The organism is Xanthomonas phaseoli pv. dieffenbachiae, from assembly GCF_008639345.1.
GTDB lineage: Bacteria > Pseudomonadota > Gammaproteobacteria > Xanthomonadales > Xanthomonadaceae > Xanthomonas > Xanthomonas phaseoli.
On record NZ_CP041380.1, the window covers coordinates 4,196,493 to 4,217,064 of the forward strand.

General features: G+C 65.7%; 20 protein-coding genes and 1 tRNA gene. 8 read left to right on the forward strand and 13 right to left on the reverse strand.

Annotated elements, in window-relative coordinates:
- The first annotated feature begins 4 nt into the window (after positions 1-4).
- Positions 5-550: a hypothetical protein gene (locus tag FLG15_RS18705; RefSeq protein ID WP_150147038.1), complete on the forward strand. Its 546-nt coding sequence runs from the start codon at positions 5-7 to the stop codon at positions 548-550.
- 30 nt (positions 551-580) lie between these two features.
- Here FLG15_RS18705 and map read toward each other — a convergent pair whose 3' ends face one another.
- The 3 genes from map to FLG15_RS18720 all read right to left on the reverse strand — a co-directional run bounded on the left by map (position 581) and on the right by FLG15_RS18720 (position 2,740).
- Positions 581-1,357 carry a type I methionyl aminopeptidase gene (map, locus tag FLG15_RS18710; protein WP_057678063.1) on the reverse strand — a complete coding sequence of 259 codons (777 nt, stop codon included), beginning with the start codon at positions 1,355-1,357 and terminating at the stop codon, positions 581-583.
- The gene (locus FLG15_RS18715; protein WP_014091192.1) at positions 1,354-1,566 is read right to left on the reverse strand and encodes a ParD-like family protein; all 213 of its coding nucleotides are present in this window, start codon (positions 1,564-1,566) and stop codon (positions 1,354-1,356) included. The genes map and FLG15_RS18715 overlap by 4 nt, the downstream gene beginning before the upstream one ends.
- A gap of 250 nt (positions 1,567-1,816) precedes the next feature.
- Positions 1,817-2,740, reverse strand: a complete 924-nt coding sequence (locus tag FLG15_RS18720) for a LysR family transcriptional regulator (RefSeq protein WP_057678064.1) — start codon at positions 2,738-2,740, stop codon at positions 1,817-1,819.
- Between the two features lie 131 nt (positions 2,741-2,871).
- Between FLG15_RS18720 and FLG15_RS18725 the strand changes: the two genes are divergently transcribed.
- The gene (locus tag FLG15_RS18725; protein ID WP_057678065.1) at positions 2,872-3,654 is read left to right on the forward strand and encodes an SDR family oxidoreductase; all 783 of its coding nucleotides are present in this window, start codon (positions 2,872-2,874) and stop codon (positions 3,652-3,654) included.
- A 57-nt stretch (positions 3,655-3,711) separates the two neighbouring features.
- On the forward strand, positions 3,712-4,128 hold the full coding sequence (locus FLG15_RS18730; RefSeq protein WP_057678066.1) for a nuclear transport factor 2 family protein: 417 nt from the start codon (positions 3,712-3,714) through the stop codon (positions 4,126-4,128).
- Between the two features lie 121 nt (positions 4,129-4,249).
- On the opposite strand, the gene FLG15_RS18735 is transcribed toward FLG15_RS18730, so the two are convergent.
- From FLG15_RS18735 to dtd, 4 genes are all read right to left on the reverse strand, one after another.
- Positions 4,250-4,325 (reverse strand) — tRNA-Ile (locus FLG15_RS18735).
- 267 nt (positions 4,326-4,592) lie between these two features.
- Positions 4,593-4,913: a hypothetical protein gene (locus tag FLG15_RS18740; RefSeq protein ID WP_017157070.1), complete on the reverse strand. Its 321-nt coding sequence runs from the start codon at positions 4,911-4,913 to the stop codon at positions 4,593-4,595.
- A 194-nt stretch (positions 4,914-5,107) separates the two neighbouring features.
- Entirely contained in the window at positions 5,108-6,985 is a 1,878-nt protein-coding gene (rpoD, locus tag FLG15_RS18745) for an RNA polymerase sigma factor RpoD (RefSeq protein WP_008572798.1), read from the reverse strand.
- Between the two features lie 108 nt (positions 6,986-7,093).
- Positions 7,094-7,534 (reverse strand): D-aminoacyl-tRNA deacylase, encoded by a 441-nt coding sequence (gene dtd, locus FLG15_RS18750; RefSeq protein WP_057678068.1) that lies wholly within the window; start codon positions 7,532-7,534, stop codon positions 7,094-7,096.
- Between dtd and FLG15_RS18755 the strand changes: the two genes are divergently transcribed.
- Positions 7,533-8,549 carry a lauroyl acyltransferase gene (locus FLG15_RS18755; protein WP_170922354.1) on the forward strand — a complete coding sequence of 339 codons (1,017 nt, stop codon included), beginning with the start codon at positions 7,533-7,535 and terminating at the stop codon, positions 8,547-8,549. The two genes, dtd and FLG15_RS18755, sit on opposite strands and share 2 nt — an antisense overlap.
- Positions 8,550-8,558: 9 nt before the next feature.
- Here FLG15_RS18755 and FLG15_RS18760 read toward each other — a convergent pair whose 3' ends face one another.
- A complete protein-coding gene (locus FLG15_RS18760; RefSeq protein ID WP_039568638.1) occupies positions 8,559-9,080 on the reverse strand; it encodes a GNAT family N-acetyltransferase in 522 nt (173 codons plus the stop codon).
- A gap of 245 nt (positions 9,081-9,325) precedes the next feature.
- On the opposite strand from FLG15_RS18760, the gene ribA reads away from it, so the two are divergent.
- From ribA to FLG15_RS18775, 3 genes are all read left to right on the forward strand, one after another.
- A complete protein-coding gene (gene ribA / locus FLG15_RS18765) occupies positions 9,326-10,459 on the forward strand; it encodes a GTP cyclohydrolase II RibA (RefSeq protein ID WP_057678071.1) in 1,134 nt (377 codons plus the stop codon).
- A 138-nt stretch (positions 10,460-10,597) separates the two neighbouring features.
- Positions 10,598-11,074, forward strand: a complete 477-nt coding sequence (locus tag FLG15_RS18770; RefSeq protein WP_017157063.1) for a PH domain-containing protein — start codon at positions 10,598-10,600, stop codon at positions 11,072-11,074.
- The gene (locus FLG15_RS18775) at positions 11,071-12,576 is read left to right on the forward strand and encodes a PH domain-containing protein (protein WP_057678072.1); all 1,506 of its coding nucleotides are present in this window, start codon (positions 11,071-11,073) and stop codon (positions 12,574-12,576) included. Before FLG15_RS18770 ends, FLG15_RS18775 begins: the two co-directional genes overlap by 4 nt.
- Positions 12,577-12,655: 79 nt before the next feature.
- On the opposite strand, the gene FLG15_RS18780 is transcribed toward FLG15_RS18775, so the two are convergent.
- A complete protein-coding gene (locus tag FLG15_RS18780; protein ID WP_081022721.1) occupies positions 12,656-13,714 on the reverse strand; it encodes a CDP-glycerol glycerophosphotransferase family protein in 1,059 nt (352 codons plus the stop codon).
- Between FLG15_RS18780 and FLG15_RS18785 the strand changes: the two genes are divergently transcribed.
- Positions 13,715-14,581, forward strand: a complete 867-nt coding sequence (locus FLG15_RS18785) for a glycosyltransferase family 2 protein (RefSeq protein ID WP_057678073.1) — start codon at positions 13,715-13,717, stop codon at positions 14,579-14,581.
- 152 nt (positions 14,582-14,733) lie between these two features.
- On the opposite strand, the gene FLG15_RS18790 is transcribed toward FLG15_RS18785, so the two are convergent.
- The 4 genes from FLG15_RS18790 to fmt form a co-directional block, all read right to left on the reverse strand.
- Complete coding sequence (locus FLG15_RS18790; protein WP_150147041.1) at positions 14,734-16,011, reverse strand: O-antigen ligase family protein; 1,278 nt, start codon at positions 16,009-16,011, stop codon at positions 14,734-14,736.
- 166 nt (positions 16,012-16,177) lie between these two features.
- The gene (locus tag FLG15_RS18795; protein ID WP_057678075.1) at positions 16,178-17,899 is read right to left on the reverse strand and encodes an ArnT family glycosyltransferase; all 1,722 of its coding nucleotides are present in this window, start codon (positions 17,897-17,899) and stop codon (positions 16,178-16,180) included.
- Positions 17,900-17,949: 50 nt separating this feature from the next.
- A complete protein-coding gene (rsmB, locus tag FLG15_RS18800) occupies positions 17,950-19,260 on the reverse strand; it encodes a 16S rRNA (cytosine(967)-C(5))-methyltransferase RsmB (RefSeq protein ID WP_057686953.1) in 1,311 nt (436 codons plus the stop codon).
- Positions 19,260-20,183, reverse strand: a complete 924-nt coding sequence (fmt, locus tag FLG15_RS18805) for a methionyl-tRNA formyltransferase (protein WP_039568660.1) — start codon at positions 20,181-20,183, stop codon at positions 19,260-19,262. The genes rsmB and fmt overlap by 1 nt, the downstream gene beginning before the upstream one ends.
- Between the last annotated feature and the right edge of the window lie 389 nt (positions 20,184-20,572).

Here is a 20,572-nt window from a genome sequence, read left to right on the forward strand (position 1 = left end):
CACGATGCTCTACCTGCTGCTGGGCTTGATTGCGACCGAAGGCATCTTGCTGATCACCTGGAACCGCCACTATTTCAACTGGGGTCTGCCGGTATTTTCACGGCGTATTGCGGTCACCGGCGATGCGTTGGCCTGCTTTCCGCTGGCGCAGGTGGAAAATGCGGTCGAGCCATCGCGCTGGCCGGACTTGCGGTTCCATCGCCTGTCCGAAGACGTGTATGCGTTTCGCGAAACCTTCCTGTTCGTCGGCGGTGTCTATCCGTTGATCATGCGCGGGCGCATCGTTGTCGACCGTCGACAACGCGCAATCATCATGACCGGGTTCTGCAACTGGACCGTGCTGATGATGGTGGTGGGTTTTCTGGTTCCGGCAGCCGTCATCAGGCCAGGGGCCACGCTGATGTTCGCGGGGCTTCTCATGCTGTCCTATCTGCTGCAACGCGGCCGTTTCACCGGTGTCGAAACAGCGGTGCACTTGCTCCTGCAGACCAACATTACCGCGTTGATCCCGCGCGGGCCTGATGCATCCAGGCGCGCATCTACCGACTGACGGTTGCTGCGAGCGCTGCGTTGCTGGGCGTCAATCCACCACGCACAGCGGTGTTTCTCCGGTCCGTAAGGTCAGCACGCGCACGCCGGTCCGCGTCACCGCCACGGTATGTTCGAACTGCGCCGACAACTTGCCATCGCGCGTATGCACCGGCCACTGATCCGGTTGCGAACGGATCGCCGCACGGCCCTGGTTGATCATCGGCTCGATGGTGAACACCATGCCTTCCTGCAGCTCCAAGCCGGTGCCTGCGTGACCGTAATGCAGAATCTGCGGATCTTCATGCATCTCACGGCCGATGCCGTGCCCGCAGTACTCCTTGACCACGCTGTAGCCGTGCGCACGCGCGTGCCGCGCAATGGCATGGCCGATATCGCCCAAGCGCGCGCCCGGGCGCACCGCCGCAATCCCTTTCCACATCGCCTGATACGTGGCCTGTACCAGCCGACGCGCCGGATAGGCGACCTCGCCCACCAGATACGTGGTACTGGAATCGGCGATATAGCCGTTCTTTTCCAGCGTAATGTCCAGGTTGACGATCTGCCCGCTGCGCAACACGTCATCGGCCGATGGCACGCCATGGCAGACCATATCGTCGATGGAGGCATTGAGTACGAACTCGAAACCGTATTGCCCCTTGCTCGCAGGCCGTGCGTCGAGCTCATCGACAATCATGCGCTCGACAAACGCATTGAGTTCCAGCGTGCTGCGACCTTCCAGCGGCAAGCGATCCAGCGCATCGAATACCTGCGCCAGTAGCTGGCCAGACACCGCCATCAGCGCGATCTCGTCGGGCGACTTGATCACGCCCGGCCCGGCTTCAAGGCTTGCGGCCGTACGCCCGCCGCGCGCAATTGTTCGGCCACGATCTGCTGAAATGTCGTGTCCGGATGCATTTCGCACAGCATGCCGACCTTGATCCAGAAATTGGCCTGCGCATTGATCGAGCGGCTACTCACCGTGCACGCACGGCGGAGTTGATCGTGCAGGTCGTCGTCGATATTGACGATGCCCATGATGGCTCCTGTTCGGCGTCGATATACGAATCATATATGAAACGTATATTTGCACACAATCGCTTCGGGCAGGGGTGCCGTCGAGAGCAATGCCTGTCCGGCGTGTGCTGCGCGCCTCGGCGGACAGGTCCGGTAACGCCGCAGTAGAAGGGAGCACGCTCCAAACGCGAGTCGAGCCCCGGGCGGATGCGATGACCCAACGCCTGGAAGCACCGCCGCACACCACATGAAAGGCAGCAGGTTGCGGTCGTCAGCGCTCGACCGGCGAAGGCGTCCGCCCGATGCGGGCATAGATCTCGCTCACCCACTCGATAAATACACGCACCTTGGTGCTCAACTGTCGGCTGGGCGCATAGGCGATGAAGACATCCAATGGCGCCGGACGCCAGTCCTGCAGAACCGGCACCAACGCGCCGCGTTCGATGGCCGGACGCACCATGAAATCGAGCGTGTGGATCAGCCCGAGCCCGGCCAATCCGGTGGCCAGATGCGCGTTGCTTTCGTTGACCATCACACTGCAGTTGGGAACGATCTCCAGCGGCGCTCCATCGTCCAGGAAATGCAGCGGCAGCGCTTTGCCACTATGCGCGGAGAAGTAACCCACCACAGGAAACGCCGGGCTTTTCAGCTGCTCGGGGTGGGTCGGGACACCGTGGCGTGCGAGATAGTCAGGACTCGCGCAGGTGGTCCACGCAAGGCTGCCGATCTTGCGCGATATCAGTGCGCCGTCGTCTGCCGTGCTGCGGATGGCGCAGTCGATATTTTCGCCGATGACATCCACCGTGCGATCGGTGACGCCAAGCTGCAGCTGGATATCCGGATAGCGTGCACAGAACTCCGGCAATGCGGGTATCAACAATCCGCACGCCGTCGAGCCGCCCGTATCTACACGAAGCCGGCCCTTGGGGCTGCCTTGCGCACGTCCCAAGGTGGCTTCCACGTCGTCCAGCTCCGTGAGCAGATGCCGCACGCGCTCGTAATACGCAGCGCCGTCGTTGCTGACACGCACGCGGCGCGTGCTGCGTTCAAGCAATTTGACTCCCAGATATTTTTCCAGCGCGCTGATCGACTTGCTCAGCGTGGCATTGGGCATCTGCAGCGATTCTGCCGCACGGTTGAAGCCACCGGTTTCCACCACGCGCGCAAAGGCGCGGATTGCCTGCAGGTGATCCATTGCTCGCTCCGTCTGGAGCATCGGATTATTTCTGCAGGGGAATAAAGAATCAATGATATTCCGATTTATCGCTTCAGCGACGGCCAATAGACTGCCTGCAACGCGGGAACTCCGTTCAAGAGGCGAACACCATGCATGTCCAGGATCTGGTCAACATTCACCCCACCAAACACGCCGGGAAGATCGCCCTGGTCACCGGCGGCAGCTCGGGCATCGGCCTGGCCGCCGCCAAACGGCTGGCGCTGGAGGGCGCAACGGTGGTCATCAGCGGCCGCCGGCAGCAGGAACTGGACCGGGCGGTCGCCGAGATCGGCCACGGCGCCACGGCGGTACGCGCCGACATTTCCGTTGGTGCAGAGCTTGACGCCGTCATGGACGGCATCGCCACCGCGCATGGACGACTGGACCTGCTGCTTGCCAACGCAGGCGGCGGCGAATTTGCGCCAATCGAATCCATCACCGAAGCAGGCTTCGACAAGTACTTCAACATCAACGTCAAGGGCACCCTGCTGACCGTGCAGAAGGCGCTGCCACTGATGGGCGCCGGCAGCGCCATCGTGGTGACGGGCTCCATCGCGGCAAACCAGGGCGTTTCCAATTTCGGCGTGTATGCCGCAACCAAGGCGGCACTGCGCTCATTCGTCAGGACATGGGCATCCGAGCTGAGAGCTCGCGACATCCGCGTCAATCTGATCGCGCCCGGCGTCGTGGTCACACCCGCCTATCGATCCGAATTGGGCATGAGCGAGGAAGACATCGACGCCTACCTCGACCAGATCAAGCAGAAGGCACCACTGGGCCGCTCGGCAAGCCCGGATGAAATGGCCAAGGCGATGTCCTTCCTGGCATCGGACGACGCCTCCTACATCACCGGCATCGAGCTGACAGTGGACGGCGGCCTGACCCAGATCTGATCCACACGGGCGGCGCGCTACCTTGAGTGCACGTCCAATCCACTGGAGACAAACAAGATGAGCATGCAAAACAATTTGGCGATTGCGCAAAACTTCCTTGAAAAGATCGGCTCCGGTGCATCGCCTGAGACCATCGCGGCAATGTTCAGTGCGGATCTGCAATGGCATATCCCTGGCGACCCATCCGCACTGCCATGGATTGGGCGACGCAACGGGCGCGGCGCGGTAGAAGCGTTCGTCCGTGATTCCAGCACGATGATGGAGCGCCTCCGGTTCGAGGTGCATGATCTGCTGGCCAGCAACGACCGCGCTGTCATCGTGGGTGAGCTCGCCAGCCGCATCACCGCCACCGGAAAGCTCACCGAAACGCCGTTTACGATCGTGCTCACCATCACGGGGAACGAGATCTCGCAGTTTCTGATGCTTGAAGACAGCTTTGCGGTGGCTGCTGCGTCGCGAACTGCGGAGCCATGACTGTCTGAAGTCTGAGATTGAGCCAGATCGCCATTGGATGACCACCGAAGGGTCAGATCGACTTCCAGCAACTGCTCATCATCAGGATGCGCGCAACATCCGATTGCCTCATGGAGGCTGATGGTGGGCCCACCAGGATTCGAACCTGGAACCAAAGGATTATGAGTCCTCTGCTCTAACCGTTGAGCTATAGGCCCGAGTGTCTGGCGGCGAGATGGCGAGCATGTCGGGCCGTGCAGCGGACGCGAAAGTTTACCTGTCTGGGCGTCGCCCTGTCTGCTAGCCGGCCTGTACCTGCAACGCCCCCGGCACGCACAGCCGAAAGATCATGCCTTGGCGTCACAACGAAAAAGCCCAGCGGCGGCTGGGCTTTGGACATTGGATTTGCTGGCGCCGTGCACGCAATCGCGCGATCTAGACGCAGCAAACCTATCAATCCCGAATCACCAATCCCAATCCTGCCCTCAGGCATCAGCCGTCTCAAACTGCCCATCGATCAACTGCCGACCTGCACGAAAACCGTGCGCGATGGCCTCTTGGTAGGTCGCATAGGCCAGCCCGTTGCAGGCGATACGCGGCTGGCGCTTGCCGCCGAGCGCATACACGTCCACCCACAGCGTCCACTTGGCATTAGGGGAAGCCTGCTCGGCGCGCACGCGGATCTCGTGTTCGCGGTACGTGGTGGTTTCAAAGCGGCTTTGCCTACTCATAAAGCGATCTCGTCTCCATTCGTCGGCCAACTTAGAAGTCGCGGTCAGAACGCCACGTGAGGTTTGCGGAAACACCGGTTTAATGTTGCGTGGCCGTGTAGCTTCGTCGGCGGTGCGTGAAACGTCCGGGCTCTGCGCCACTGACACGCGCCTTGCATGCGATCGACAGCTGCCCGAGTCGCCAGCATAGTCAATTGCCTGCGCCATCACGCAACAACCCCGCATAAGCGGGGCTGTTGCGTGATCACTGCACGGTTACAACCGCGGCGTCAGTCGATATCCAAGAACGAGCGCAGCTGTTCCGAACGGCTCGGGTGACGCAGCTTGCGCAACGCCTTGGCCTCTATCTGACGAATCCGCTCGCGGGTGACGTCGAACTGCTTACCGACCTCTTCCAGCGTGTGATCGGTGTTCATGTCGATACCGAAGCGCATGCGCAGCACCTTCGCCTCGCGCGGGGTGAGGCCGGCCAACACGTCACGCACCGTCTCGGAGAGATTGATGTTGGTGGTGTTGTCGATCGGGGACTCCACATTGGTGTCCTCGATGAAGTCACCCAGATGCGAATCCTCGTCGTCGCCGATCGGGGTTTCCATCGAGATCGGCTCCTTGGCGATTTTCATCACCTTGCGGATCTTGTCCTCGGGCATGTCCATTTCCTTGGCCAGTTCCTCCGGCGTGGCCTCGCGGCCGAACTGCTGGAGCATCTGGCGGGAAATGCGGTTCAACTTGTTGATCGTCTCGATCATGTGCACCGGAATACGGATGGTGCGCGCCTGGTCGGCGATCGAGCGGGTGATCGCCTGGCGAATCCACCAGGTGGCGTAGGTCGAGAACTTGTAACCGCGACGGTATTCGAACTTGTCCACCGCCTTCATCAGGCCGATGTTGCCTTCCTGAATCAGGTCGAGGAACTGCAGACCGCGGTTGGTGTACTTCTTGGCGATGGAGATGACCAGACGCAGGTTGGCCTCGACCATTTCCTTCTTGGCCTTGCGTGCCTTGGCTTCGCCATAGGCCATCGCACGGCTGATTTCCTTGATCTCGCCCAGGGTCAGGTAATTGGCCTTTTCCATCTCGATCGAGCCCTGCTGCTCGGAGATGATCTGGTCCTTGACGTCGCGCAGCGCCGAGGACCACTTCTGCTTGCGCTTGAGTGCGTCTTCCACCCATTCCAGGTTGGTCTGGTTGCCTTCCCAGGAGCGGATGAAGTCCTTGCGCGGCATGCGTGCCACGGTGGTGGCAAGGTGCAGCACCTTGCGCTCGTGATCCTTGATGCCATTGACCACGCCACGCAGCTGGGTGACCAGCGCGTCGGTCAGCGGCAGCGGCAGCTTGAGCGTGGTGAAAATGGCGGCCATGTCTTCGCGGGCCTTGACCACCAGCTTGTGCTCGGCGCCGTTCTTGGCATAGGCCTTCTTGAACTTGGCGTATTCGTTGGCCAGGTTCTCCATGCGCGTGGCCACTTCCACCGGGTCCGGACCGGTCGGGCCGGCCTCTTCTTCGGCGGCCTCGTCATCACCGTCTTCGTCGTCGTCTTCGTCGACTGCTTCATCGTCGGACACGGCAACCGGGCCGGCCGCGGCGAGCGCAGCAGCGGCCGCATCGGCTTCTTCGATCAGGTCGTTGAAGCCGACCACGATCTCGGCCAGACGCTTCTTGCCTTCCTTGTGCGCTTCGTAATCGGCCAGCAGCATTTCGGTCGACAGCGGGAACACGCCCAGTGCTGCCTGGACCTGGCTGAGGCCTTCTTCGATACGCTTGGCGATGGCGATTTCGCCTTCGCGGGTCAGCAGCTCGACCGTGCCCATTTCGCGCATGTACATGCGCACCGGGTCGGTGGTGCGGCCACCTTCGGTGTCGAGCGCGGTCAGCGCGGCGGCAGCTTCTTCGGCGGCGGTGTCGTCAACCTCGCGGTTGCCGGTATTGCCATCGTTGAGCAACAGGGTTTCGGCATCGGGTGCAACTTCATGGACATCGATGCCCATGCCGTTGATCATGCTGATGATGTCTTCGATCTGCTCCGGGTCGACCAGGTCGTCGGGCAGATGGTCATTGACTTCGGCGTAGGTCAGATAGCCCTGTTCCAGGCCCTTGCTGATCAGTAGCTTGATGTCGGATTGCTGGGCAGGACGTTCGTTGGCCATGAGTGCTCGCGCCACCGGCTTTGAGATTGGAAAGAGAACCTAGCATTATACCAGCGTGAAGCCCGGTCTGCCGGATTCAAGACGGGACCGCTGGTGGACGTGTTGTATCTAGGGTCTGAGAAGGAAGGTCACCGGGCCATCGTTGACCAGGTCGACAACCATATGGGCACCGAAACGCCCGGTTTCCACCCCACCGCGGTGTTTTTCGCGGCAGATCGCCACCAATCGATTGAACGCCGGTTCAGCCTCCAATGGCGGCGCGGCGGTGCTGAAGCCCGGGCGGTTGCCGGAACTGGTGTCCGCAGCCAGGGTGAACTGGCTGACCAGCAGCAGGCCGCCGCCCGTATCGGTGAGTGAGCGGTTCATCTTGCCGGCGGCGTCGCCGAACACCCGATAGCTCAGCAACCGCTCCGCCAGGCGCCGGACCTGCGCGTCACTGTCGCCGGGCTCCACGCCGATCAGGGCCAGCAGCCCGGGGCCGATCTGCCCGACGATCTGGTCATCGACCGTGACGCTGGCGCGGGTGACGCGCTGGATCAGTGCAAGCATGGGCATTCTCGGGCAGCAAACTGTGCCGCGCAGCATGCCCAGCGCTGCCGGCACTGTCACGCGCGGGCCTTCGCGGTCTGCGCTGTTTAGAATTGCGCCGATGACACCTGATGTTCGCGCTCGCCTGTTGTATGCCACCGCCGCCACCGTGGGCCGCTTGCCGTGGCCGTTGCTCAAGCGCGTGGCCGACACGCTGGCCTGGAGCTGGCGCAAGCTCAACGCACGCGAGTCACGCGTGGCCCGCCGCAATCTGGAGCTGGCGTATCCGGAACTGAGCGCCGAGCAGCGCGCGCGCTTGCATGCGCAGATCCTGCAATCGACCGCGCGGCAGACGCTGGAGGTGCTGCGCACCTGGACCCGCCCGCCGGCGGAGAACCTGGCACGCCTGCAGCGCAACGGCCAGGAACTCTACGACGCCGCGCTGGCCTCCGGGCGCGGGGTCATCGTGGCGGCGCCGCATTTCGGCAACTGGGAACTGCTCAACCAGTGGCTGTCCGAACGCGGGCCGATCGCGATCGTCTACCGGCCGCCGGAATCCGAGGCGGTGGATGGCTTCCTGCAGTTGGCACGTGGTGGCGACAACGTGCGCCAGGTACGCGCCGAAGGCCCGGCGGTGCGGCAGTTGTTCAAGGTGCTCAAGGACGGCGGCGCGGTCGGCATCCTGCCGGACCAGCAACCGAAGATGGGCGATGGCGTGTTCGCGCCATTCTTCGGCATTCCGGCCTTGACCATGACCCTGGTCAACCGGCTGGCCGAGCGGACCGGGGCGATCGTGCTCTACGGTTGGTGCGAACGCGTCGGCGACGATCTGCAGTTCGCGCTGCACGTGCAGCCGGCCGACCCCGCGGTGGCCGATGCGGATCCGGTGCGTGCAGCCAGCGCGCTCAACGCCGGCATCGAACAGATCGCCCGGCGCGACCCGGCGCAATATCAGTGGACCTACAAGCGCTACACCCTGCGTCCGCCGGGCAGCGGCGAGGCCAACCCGTATGCGACCGAGCGGCATCCGCACTAGCCACGGCGCTCAGTCGTCGTGCGGATCGGCAGGCGTGTCCAGGATGCGTTGATAGAACGCCAGGTCCAGCCAGCGCCCGAACTTGAAACCGGCCTCGCGCACGGTGCCGGCGTGGGTGAAACCGAACTGTTCGTGCAACGCGATGCTGGCCTGGTTGCTGGCATCGATGCCGCCCACCAGCACGTGCACGCCGCGCGCTTGCGCCGCTGCGATCAGGGCCTGCAGCAGGAGACGCCCCAGGCCCTTGCCGCGATGGTCGCGGTGCACGTAGATCGAATGCTCGACGCTGTACTTGAAGGCGGGCCAAGCGCGAAAGGTACCGTAGCTGGCAAAGCCCATCAGGGTGCCGTCGTCGTGCTCCACGCCGATCACCGGAAAGCCGCCCGCCTGCTTGGTGGCGAACCAGCCGACCATGCTCTCCGGTGGCCTGGGACGGTAGTCGTACAGCGCAGTGGAATTGGCGATGGCTTCGTTGAAGATGTCCAGAATGGCGCCGGCATGGCGCGCTTGGCTGCAATCGACAATGTGCATGGGGCCCGGCAAACATGGAGGTCGCCCGATTAGAAAGCATTGCCGCACCCTGAACAACGCGGACCGCAGGGCAACCAAGCGGCGCAAGCCTGCCCACTCAATCGGCAGCGGCTGGATGCAGCGTTCTACCCGGTCGTGGCGACCGCCTGTTGCCAGGCGCGCGACAATGGGTAGATGCGATCACGCAGTGACCGCGGCGGCGCCCGCCTTGAAGCGGCCGTGGCAATCCCCATTTGGAGTCGTGCATGAGTAGCCCCCTCCCCTCCCCCAGCGCACAGGCCTTCGGCGATCCGGCGGCGATTCGCTGTGAGCGCGCCGCATCCGAACTGCGCGCCGGGCGCCCGGTGTTGCTGACGGCGGCCGATGGGCAGGCGCGGGCGGTGCTGGCGCTGGATAGCAGCACGGCGCAGTCGTATGCGGCGTTCGCCCGCGCCGCGCGGGGGCGTCACTATCTCTTCGTGACGCCCACCCGCGCCCAGGTGCTGGGCCTGAGCGCGCCGCAGGGTGCGCGCGTGGGCCTGATCGATCACAGCTACGACCAGCTCGCCGCGCTGGCCTACCTGCGCGACACCCCGGTGCCTGCGCAGTGGACGGCCGGCGATGCGCTGGATGCCGGCGGCGTGGAGATCGCGCGGCTTGGCCTGCTGCTGCCGGCGCTGCTGGCGGTGGAGTTGCGCGATGTGCACGACCATGCCGCGTTCGCCGGCTGCCAGTCGCTGGCGCTGGACGATTTGAGCCGCGGCTGCGCCACCTCTGCGGCAGCCGGCTACGAGCTGGTGACCCGCACCCCGGTACCGCTGCGCGGCCTGGGCATGAGCGAGTTCGTGGTGTTTCGCGGCGGCGTGGCGCAGCGCGACCAGGTGGCGATCGTGGTCGGCCAGCCGGACCTGAGCACTGCGGTGCCGGTGCGCGTGCACTCGTCGTGCCTCACCGGCGACCTGTTCGGCTCGCTCAAATGCGATTGCGGCGACCAGCTGCGGCACGGCCTGGCCAAGTTGAAGGAGCTCGGTGGCGGCGTCCTGCTGTATCTGGACCAGGAAGGGCGTGGCACCGGCATCGCCGCCAAGATGCGCGCCTACGGCTATCAGCATGCGGGCCTGGACACCATCGATGCCGACGCGCAGTTGGGCTTTGGTCCGGACGAGCGCCGCTACGGCAGTGCGGTGGCGATGCTGCGCGGGCTGGGCATCAGTCGGATCCGGCTGTTGACCAACAACCCCGCCAAGGCCGAGCGCCTGCGTGCGGCCGGCATCGTGGTCGAAGATCGCATCGCGATCACTGGCGACATCACCGCCGAAAACGAGCAATACCTGCGCACCAAGGCCGCGCGCGCTGGCCACGCGCTGGATGTGGATGCGTTGATCCTGGCCGCGCAATAACGCGCCCGGCGCCGGGTGCGCCGGCACTGGGCAGCCGGCTATGCTTGCGCACCGCTTCTGCAGGCCAGCTACGTGCACGACGCTCCACCGCCGCACCCCGACGTCATGGTCCAGCCCGCCCCGGCAGAAGCCCCAGCCGTGACGCACAGCCAGTGGCAGTCGCTGCCGCGTCGCGGTGCCTATGTGGCGGCGATCAATGGCGCGCTCGGCGGAGGATGTGCGGGCCTGATCGCAGCCGGCGTCACGATTGTCTGGCTGCACGCCTGGCGTTACTGGCCGGCGGTGCTGGGCGTGACCGCGGTCATCGCCCTGCTGGGCGCCTGGTTGGCGGTCAAGCGGCACCGGCTGACGCACTGGAAACTCGATCAGCATGGCCTGGCGCTGCAGCGCGGTCATCTGTGGCAAAGCGATACGCGTGTTCCGATTTCGCGCGTGCAGCATGTGGACCTGCGCCGCGGGCCGATCGAACGCGCGACCGGCCTGACCACGCTGGTGGTGCACACCGCCGGCAGCCGGCTCAATGCGGTGGCGCTGTCGGGGCTGGATCAGGACGATGCCGAGCGCCTGCGCGACCGCCTGGCCCGGCAGCTCGATCACGACGACGACGCGCTATGAATGCCGTTGCACATCGCGGCAACGACGAGCAGCGCCTGCATCCGTTGTCGTGGGTGTTCGTGTTGCTGCAGCAGATCCGTCAGTTCCTGATTCCGCTGGCGGCACTGATCCTGTTCGGCAGCCGCGACGGCAATCGCGATGTTGCCGACCAGATCGCCACCGCGGTGGTGATTGCGGTGCTGGTGGCGATTTCGGTGCTGCGCTACTTCACCTACCGCTACCGGATCGGCAGCGATAGCGTGGCCATTCGCAGCGGCTTGTTGGAACGCAGCCGGCGCGATATTCCGTTTGCGCGCATCCATAACGTGGTGGTGCATCAATCGCTGCTGCACCGTCTGGCCGGCGTGGCCGAGGTGCGGCTGGAGTCGGCCGGTGGACACAAGCCGGAAGCGGAAATGCGCGTGCTGCGGCTGGATCAGGCGCTTGCGCTGGAAGATCTGATACGGCGCCGTGCAACCGACACAGGCGTGCCGGCGCCGCAGATCGAAGAAGACAGCGGCAGCTTGCTGCGCCTGCCGATGGCCGAGGTCATCCGGCTGGGCCTGATCTCCAATCGCGGCATGGTGGTGGTGGCGGCTGGCTTTGGCGTGATCTACCAGATGATTCCGCGCCGCACGGTATCCGACTTCGTCGAGCATAACGGCGAGCTGGCCTATCGCTACGTCAGCCAGATCCATCCCGGCGTCGCGGTCACCGCAACGCTGGCGATCCTCGCCACGCTTGCCCTGTTGTTGGCGATGCGCGCGCTGTCGGTCGCCCTGGCGGTGACCCAGTACCACGGCTTCCATCTGAGCGAATCCGAGCGCCGCCTCACCGTGGAGCGCGGGCTGCTGACGCGGATCCGCAGCAGCGTGGCGTTGCGGCGGATCCAGTCGTGGACGTTGTACGAAGGCCTGCTGCATCGCCTGTTCGGTCGTCGCCAATTGCGGGTGGACACCGCAGTGGCCGGCAGAGGCGATAACGAAGGCAGCGCACTGAAGGAGCTCGCGCCCATTGCCGAGCCGCAGCACTGCGATGCCTTGCTGCAACGCCTGCTGCCCGGCATCGCCTGGCCGCCGACGCAGTGGCAGACGATCGCCACGCATTGCTGGTGGCGCTTGAGTCTGCCCGCCACGCTGACGCTGCTGCCGCTGACGGCGGGCCTGACGTGGCAGTTCGGCAGCCAGGCCTTGTGGTTGCTGGTGTGGCTGCCGTGGAGCGCGTTCAAGGCGCAGCGCCAGGTCCAGCGCATGGCCTATGCGGTGGATGCGCGTTACGTCGCGGTGCGCGGCGGCTGGTGGAAGCGCTGGTGGCGGCTGGCCGAGCTGGACAAGCTGCAGGCGCTGCAGCTGCAGCGCTCGCCGTTGGATCGGCTATCCGGCACCGCCACGCTTTGGCTGGATACGGCCGGCGCCAGCGCCACCGGCCCGGCATTGCGGCTGCGCTTTGTGCCGTTCGCCCAGGCGCAGGCGCTGCAGGCGCAACTCGGTGCCGCGCTGGCGCGGCGCAAGCTACGCTGGTGATTGGGCAATCGGGAGTCGGGAATCGGGATTGGATCAACCGCGCACCGGAAGCATCTCGTCAACGAACCACCAGCAGCGATCAACGCTGCGACGGCCCCCAATATCCGAGCTCGCGACGGATCTGCAACCCGCGCCACACCGAACCCAGCGGTTTGCGGCGCAACCCGCCGAGTTTGCCGGCAATGAAGTCTTCAGTGGCGGCAATCACCCGTTCGGAAGACTGCCCGTCGCGATACGGGTGAATCGCATCGGCGTAACTGGCGAGCGCACTACACAATGCCGCATCCGGCGCCAGCGCGCGCGCCAGCTGCTGCGGCAATTGCTCTGCCTGACGGAAGTCGAGCATGTGCGGCTGCGGCACGCGGTTGCGAAAGGTCACCACCGGTTTGTGCTGCACCACGAACTCGGACACGATCGATGAGGTATCGGAAACCAGCACATCGGCCGCACGTTGCGCGGCCATGACCTCTTCTGGCTCGATGAAGCGTGCGTTGGCACCTGCCAGTGCGCGATAGCGATCGAACAGTTCCGGAGCGCACTTCGGGTGCAAGGTCAGCAGCCAGTAATGCGCGCCGCGCGCGATGTCGGCGGCGATCTCGTCGTAGAGTGCGGGCGCTGCGCTCAGCCGCTCGGTAAAGGTGGAACCGAACAGGATCACCGGGCGGCCGGCGGCCGGCGCACGCAAGGCGGCGCTACGGCCGCCATCGTCGCGAAAGACCGGATCGAGCTTGGGCCAGCCGGTTTCCACCACGGCAAAATGGCCCTCGCGCTGCGCCAGCGCGCGGAACGGCGCGGTGGTGGCCGGGCCTTGCGTGCAGTACAGATCGAACAGCCCACGCACCCGGAAATGGCCGCGATTGTCCTCGCGCTTTTGCACGTTGAACCCGTGAAACAGCTGCACTTTCGCACCGGAAACAAACGGTGGCACCCAGTTGGCGGCACTGAATACCGCACGCGGGCGCAGCGCCAGCGCCTCGCGCAGGCCGACCTCGCGCACGCCCGGCAACGCCAACCCGCGCGCGCCACCTTCGAACCAGGCCGACACCGCGTGCCCGCGGGCCTGTAACGCCTGCGCCAATGGCGCCAGAATAGGCAACGCGTAACGCTCCGTTGCGAACAGCAGGTAATCGGCCATCACATGTCCTCTTCGACCGCACCCGACGAACGGCCGCGCATCAGCGCCTGCATTATCGCGTTCAACGAGGCCGATCGCCTACGCGACTGTCTAGCCTCGCTGGCGTTCTGCGACGAGATCGTGGTGGTGGACTCCGGCTCCACCGATGCCACCACCGCCATCGCCAGCGAGTACGGCGCACGCGTGCTGCACCGCGCCTTCGATGGCTACCGCAGCCAGAAGGCATTCTGCGTTGCGCAGGCCAGCCACGACTGGGTGTTGTGCCTGGATGCCGACGAACGCGTCAGCGATGCCCTGCGCGCCTCGATCATCGCGGCGCGCGATACCGGTTTCGCCACGGCGGCCGGCTACCGCTTCGCACGCCTGTCCGACTACTTCGGTCGCTTCCTGCGCCACGGCAATGCGTATCCGGACCGGGTGCTGCGCTTGTTCGATCGCCGCCGCGGCGGCTGGCGCGGCAAGCGCGAGATCCACGAGGCGGCCAGCGTGGATGGCCCCGTGGAGACCTTGGCGGGCGATCTGATCCATTACCCGTACCGCTCGCTGATGCAGCAACTGAGCAAGACCCAGCGCTACGCGCAGATGATGGCCGAGCACGAACATGCGCGCGGCAAACGCGCCACCTGGAGCAAGCTGGTGCTGGCGCCGGCCTGGCGCTTCTGGCGCGGCTACCTGTTGCGCGGCGGCTTTCGCGATGGCTGGCATGGGCTGATCTACGCCTATGTACGCGCCAACTACGTCCGCCAGAAGACCATCATGTTGTGGCTGCTGCAAAACAATCAGCCGGTGCAGGACCCGGCGCGGACGCCGGACCGGCGTAGCGAGTCAGAACAGGTAAAGACCTCGAGAGCTGCAGGCAAGCGGCTGTGAACGCCGCCGACGGTGCGCACAAGTCGGCATGTGCAAGCCAACGCACCCCGACTCCAACAACGCCCCCTTCTTTTTCTGCACACGCGTGAGCTCAGGCACTGCAGGCGCGCTGCTGGTGCATACGCCACCTGCAGCCGGTGGATCATCCGCCGCTACCGGGTGCTCGCCACGTCCGACTGCGCTTGTTGCGCCTGCCGTGCCGACAGACCCACCAGCACGCCGACCATGGCCGTGTAGAAGCTCGCCGCCACCTGGTGCGCGAACATCGATTGGGTCAGGCCGCACAGGGCATAACTGATCACAAGCATCACCCCGGCCGCCGCCGGGCCGCGGAACTGCTGCTGCCCGCTGCGCCGGTGCAGTCGCACGAACATCCACAACGGTACGCCGTAGACGGCAAGCAGCAGCAACAGCCCGGGCACGCCCTGGGTCGCACTCCATTCGGCTAGATCGTTGTGCGCATGCCCCAACTGGCAACGGAACAACGACGGGTCGGCGGCACAGGCCGGCAGGTCGTGCATCGCATCGTCGAAACGACCAACGCCCACGCCCCTCAGCGGATGCGCCTTCAGCGTGTCCCACGCCACATGCAGGCGTTCGATACGGGCGCCGGCCGACGAATCGGTATCGCCCACTTCGTAACGCTGCAGGTCGCGCTGCAATTCGCCCAGGCGCATCTGGTCGGTCAGCGCCGGCACGCTGAGCGCGATGCCCACCGCCAGCACCGCGCCGCCGATGAAGGTCAGCAGGCGCACGCGCGTGCTGTGCCAGGGCGCACCCCAGATCAGCACGCCCAGCGTGGCCAGCATCGCCAGCCACACCCCGCGGCTGCCGCTGAGCACGATCACCACCACGGTGGCGACCCCAGCGCCCACCAGCCAGCGCACGCTGCCGAGCGGGCGGCAGAACACCGCCACCACCAGCAACATCAGCACGATGTCGGCGAATACGATGGCGTTGGTGAAGCCTTCGGCGCGGTCGGCGCCGTTCATCACCTGCAGCAGCGCGATCAGCATGGCCGCAAACACGCCGACCAGGGCACCGCGCCAAAACCACAGCTGGCGCGGCTGCAACGCATATGCCCATAGCGCCGCCCATGGCAGCACCAGGAAGCGCGAGCGATTGCCCACATCGCGCAGCCCGTGCTCGAACAACACGATCGACAGCAGCGACATCGCAATCACCGCCACCGTCAGCCAGCCCACCACGCGCAACGACCATTCGCGCGCGGCAATGCCGTCGCGCAGGCTGCGCCAGCCCATCAACGAACCAAGCAGCAGGCACAGGCCGAACGGCAGCAACCCGCTCGGCATGCTCACCACCAGCGCAGTCAATGCGAACGCGCCCAGCTCGGCAATGCGCACGCCTGCCCGTGAGGTGGTCGGGGCAGAGGGCGACAGTGACGCGGGGTGGGGACGCAAGGAAGTCATCTACAAATCGGTGGGAAATAGGGAGGCGACGCAATGGCCGGCCGTCGGCAGCGCCGGCCAAGCTAACGATGCGACGCATGAATCCCTGCTAGACAGCGACCGGCTGCTGCATTGACGCCGCGCCGATGGCACCTGGCACGCGCGTGCGCCGGTGGAGTCGGCTGGCTCATTCGGTATCCAGGTTGCCCTGCTCCTTTGCTTCCACCGCACGCTCGCTGGAGCTGGCCACGCAGGCGCCACGCACGGCATCGGCCGGCACCAACCACCAGCGCCGGCGGTTGGCCACGCCCACCAACTGGCTGCGGCTGCGATCCACGCAGGCCAGCAGTGCGGTCTCCTGCGCCATCAGCCAGCGCTGCCCGGGTTGCTCTGCCTGCCAGGCCACGCCGCGCTGCAGTTGGGTTTCCCACGGCACCTTGAAGCCGAAGGTCTGCGCAGGCCGGTCGGCCATCAGCAGGTTTTGCTCCTTCCATGCCACCAGCCCGAGTTGCGCATCCGGGCCGATGCGACGCCCGGCCTCGCGCATCACCGCAACGGCCGAACTGGAATCGTTGAAGATCGGATAGCACACCAGCCCGAACGCCACCCACCACGCGCCAAGCAGCGAGACCACCGCAAAGGCGGAGCGGCGCACGCGCATCAGCAGCAGGCTGGCGATGCCCCAGGTACCCACCGCCAGCAACAGCCAGCCCAGCGGGTCGGTGGCTTCGCTGCCGACCCCGCGACTGTCCATGATCTTCTGCTCGAAGCCCGGGTGGCCGATCAGCATCGCCGCGCCACCCGCACAGAACGCCACTGCCAGCAGCAGCCCGAACCCGAACAGCAGCCGCTGCACGCCAGCCCGGCGCAGCAGGCCGGGCACCAGCGGCGCCAGCACCAGGCAGAACATCGGCAGCGCCGGCAGGATGTACACATCGCGCTTGCCGCTGGGAATGGTGAAGAACACCAGCACCAGCAGCCACCAGGCCAGCGGCAGCAGATAGCGCGGATCGCGCCGCTTCAGCCGGCGCCGCCACGCCGGAATCGCCCATGGCAGCAGCAGGATGGTCGGCAGCCACATCGTGGCCATGCTTTGCAGGTGGTACCAGACCGGCTGCGCGTGATCCCAGGAGCTGGCGTAGCGCTTGGCGGTCTGGCGCAGCAGGATGTCGTTGAGATACACGCGGTATTCGGGCTGGCCAGCGGTCAGTGCGGTCACCATCATCGGCACGAACCACAGCGCGATCGCCACGAAGAAGAACAGCGGCCCCAGCCAGAAGCGCCGGTCGCGCAGATGCACGCGTACGCCCGGCCAGCCACGCGCCGCTGCAATTCCGGCCGGGATCAGCATCAGCAGCGCAATGATGCCAACGCCCTTGGTGATCACGCCCAAGCCGGCTGCGAACCAGCCCAGCGTCCACCAGCGCCAGGCCGGGCCCATCAGCAGATGCCGCAACAAGCCATAATTGGCCAGGGTGATCCAGAACACCACTAGCGGGTCGATCTGCGCCTTCTTGGCCTGAAAGGTGAAGTGCAGCGTAAACAGCAGCATCCAGGCCGCATACACGCCCACGCGCCGGGTCCACAGGCGCCGGCCCAGATCGTAGACGCAGGCCAGTGTGCCCAAGGCGGCCAGCAACGACGGCAGCAGGAACGCCACCCGCCAATTGCCCAGCAGCGTGTAGAACAGCGCCTGCAGCCACATCAGCATCGGCGGCTTGTCCGAATACAGCTCGTTGCCGCGATGCGGGAACAACCAGTCGCCGCTCAACACCATCTGCTTGGCCACCAGCGCAAAGCGCGGCTCGTCCGCCGGCCACGGGTCACGCAAACCCAGGCCGGCACCAATCACCAGCACGGCAGTCATGGCCAGCAACCAGACATCGGTGGAAGCGCGATTCTTGAACATGTCGGGCGGCAGTCGGTCGCAAAAGGTGGAGCGCTGGACTTCGCGCGCGATCAGGAGGCTTTTAGCAAAAGCGCGTAGAAAAATCCGTCGCAGTGCTGCTCGCCTGGAAACCGCTGACGTCCGGCGCCGGCGGCATGCCCGAACTGCGCACCCAACGGCTGCGCCTGTGCGTCGGGAGTGCGCTGCAGGAATGCCTCGACCTGGGCCTGGTTCTCGCGCGCCAACAGCGAGCAGGTGGTGTACAGCAATTGTCCGCCCGGGCGCAGCGTGCGCCAGGTCGCATCCAGTAGCCGCGCCTGCAGCGCACATAGCGCATCGATATCGTCGGCGCGGCGGTGCAGCAGCACATCCGGTTGACGACGCACCACGCCGGTGGCCGAACAGGGCGCGTCCAGCAGCACTGCATCGAACTGCTGGCCGTCCCACCACGCGTCCGTCTCGGCGGCGTCGGCCGCCTGCAATGCCACCTGCGCATCGGGGACCGTGCGCTGCAAGGTCTGCTGCACGCGCTCCAGGCGGCGCGCATCCACATCCAGCGCGGTGAGCTGCAAGCCGGGATGGCGCTCCAGCAGATGCGCCGCCTTGCCCCCCGGCGCCGCGCAGGCATCGAGCACGCGTGCCGACGGCGCCAGGCTCAACGCATCGGCCACCTGCTGGGCAGAGCCGTCCTGCACCGAAACATCGCCTTCGGCGAAGCCCGGCAACTGGCTCACCGGCACGGCATTGTGCAGGCGCACCGCATCCGGCAGCACTGCATCGGTCTGCGCGGCAATGCCCAGTTCGGCCAGCCGTGCGACGTAGCCCGCCGGGTCGATGCGCGAACGCCGCACGCGCAGCCACATCGACGCCATCTGCGCGCTGGCGGTAAAAATGGCTTCGGCACGATCGCCCCAGTCCGCGCGCAACTGCTTGCGCAGCCACGACGGCCAACCGGCATCGTCGGCCACCGCCGGAAATCCTTCGCGCTGGGCGCGCCGCAGGATCGCGTTGACCATGCCGGCCTGACGGGGCCGGCCCAGTGCGCGGCACGCATCCACGGTGGCCGATAAGGCGGCGTGCGCGGGCAGCTGCAGCACGTCCAGTTGGGCGAAACCGACCATCAGCAGCGCCTTGAGTTCGGCATCGCGGGGCGGCAATGCACGTTCCAGCCATTGCCGCAACGCCACGTCATAGGCCGGGCGCCGGCGAATGACCGCAAAGCAGATCGCCTCCACCAGCGCGCGATCGCGCGGATCGCCGATGCCGGGCAAGGTCGCGGCGAGTTCGGCCTTCAACGACCGGCCCTGATCGAACACCGCCGTCAGCACGCGCGCGGCGGCCAGGCGCGAGGCAACGCCGGCGGTTGCGGTATCGGCCGACATCAGCGCAGCGCCGGCAGGTCGCGCCGCGCATTGAGGTAATCGGCGGCGGTAATCGCCTTGCCGCCCTCGCGCTGGAGCACGCGCACGCGCAGCGCACCCTCGCCGCAGGCGATATCGATGCCCTGCTTGCTGGCCGCCAGCAGGGTGCCCGGGGGCTGTTGATGGGCCAGTTCAAGCGCCACCGCCCCATGCAGGCGCACGCGCTCGCCAGCCAGGATCGCCTCGGCGACCGGCCACGGGTTGAACGCGCGCACACGCCGCGCCAGTTCCTGCGCCGGCTGCGCCCAATCCAGTCGCGCCTGCGCCTTGTCCAGCTTGTGCGCATAGGTCACCCCGTCGGCCGGCTGCGGTTGCGCCACCGGACGGATGCCGGCGCGCAACAGACCCAGGCCATCGGACAGCACCTGCGCGCCCAGCGCGGCCAGCCGGTCGTGCAGCTGCCCGCCGGTGTCCTGCTCGCCAATTTCGATGCGCTGCGACAGCAGCACCGGGCCGGTGTCCAACCCGGCTTCCATCTGCATCAGGCACACCCCGGTCTCGGTGTCGCCGGCCTCGATCGCCCGCTGGATCGGCGCGGCGCCACGCCAGCGCGGCAGCAACGAGGCATGCACGTTCCAGCAGCCGTGCGTCGGCGCGGCCAGCACGGCCTTTGGCAGGATCAACCCGTAAGCCACCACCACCATCAGGTCCGCATCCAGCGCACGCAACGTCGCCAATGCTTCGGGCGAACGCAGCGTCTGCGGCTGGAACACCGGAATGCCGCGCGCAATCGCCTCGATCTTGACCGGCGAGGGCGTCAACCCGCGGCCACGCCCGGCCGGGCGATCCGGCTGTGTGTACACCGCCACCACTTCATGGCGCTGCGCGGCGGCGCGTAACGACGGAACGGCAAAATCCGGCGTACCGGCGAAGATGATTCTCATAGGGCGGGAATTCGGGATTCGGGATTTGGGATAGGCAACGGCGAGGGTGCTGGCCGGGGCGGGAGTAGCGTGAAGCCAAGAGGTGGAAGCGAGACCTGCACTGGAAGATTTGGCTAACCGGCGCCAGGGCCTGCGTGGATCATCCCGAATCGAGCGCACCGAGAAGCAGGAGTGGCAACCGAGAATCGAATGCCAGCTACAGGCAGCGGCTTATCGATCACGACTCGCGGATCCAAAGTTTCACGGCCTTTCGCCCGCAGACTTGGCGCGATCGCAATGCATCGCCATGCGGTCGCACTGAAGTGAGCGCTCAACGATGTGAAACCAGCAGACTCAAAGAGCAACAAAAATCTGCTTTTGCCAATCCCGAATCCCCAATCCCAAATCCC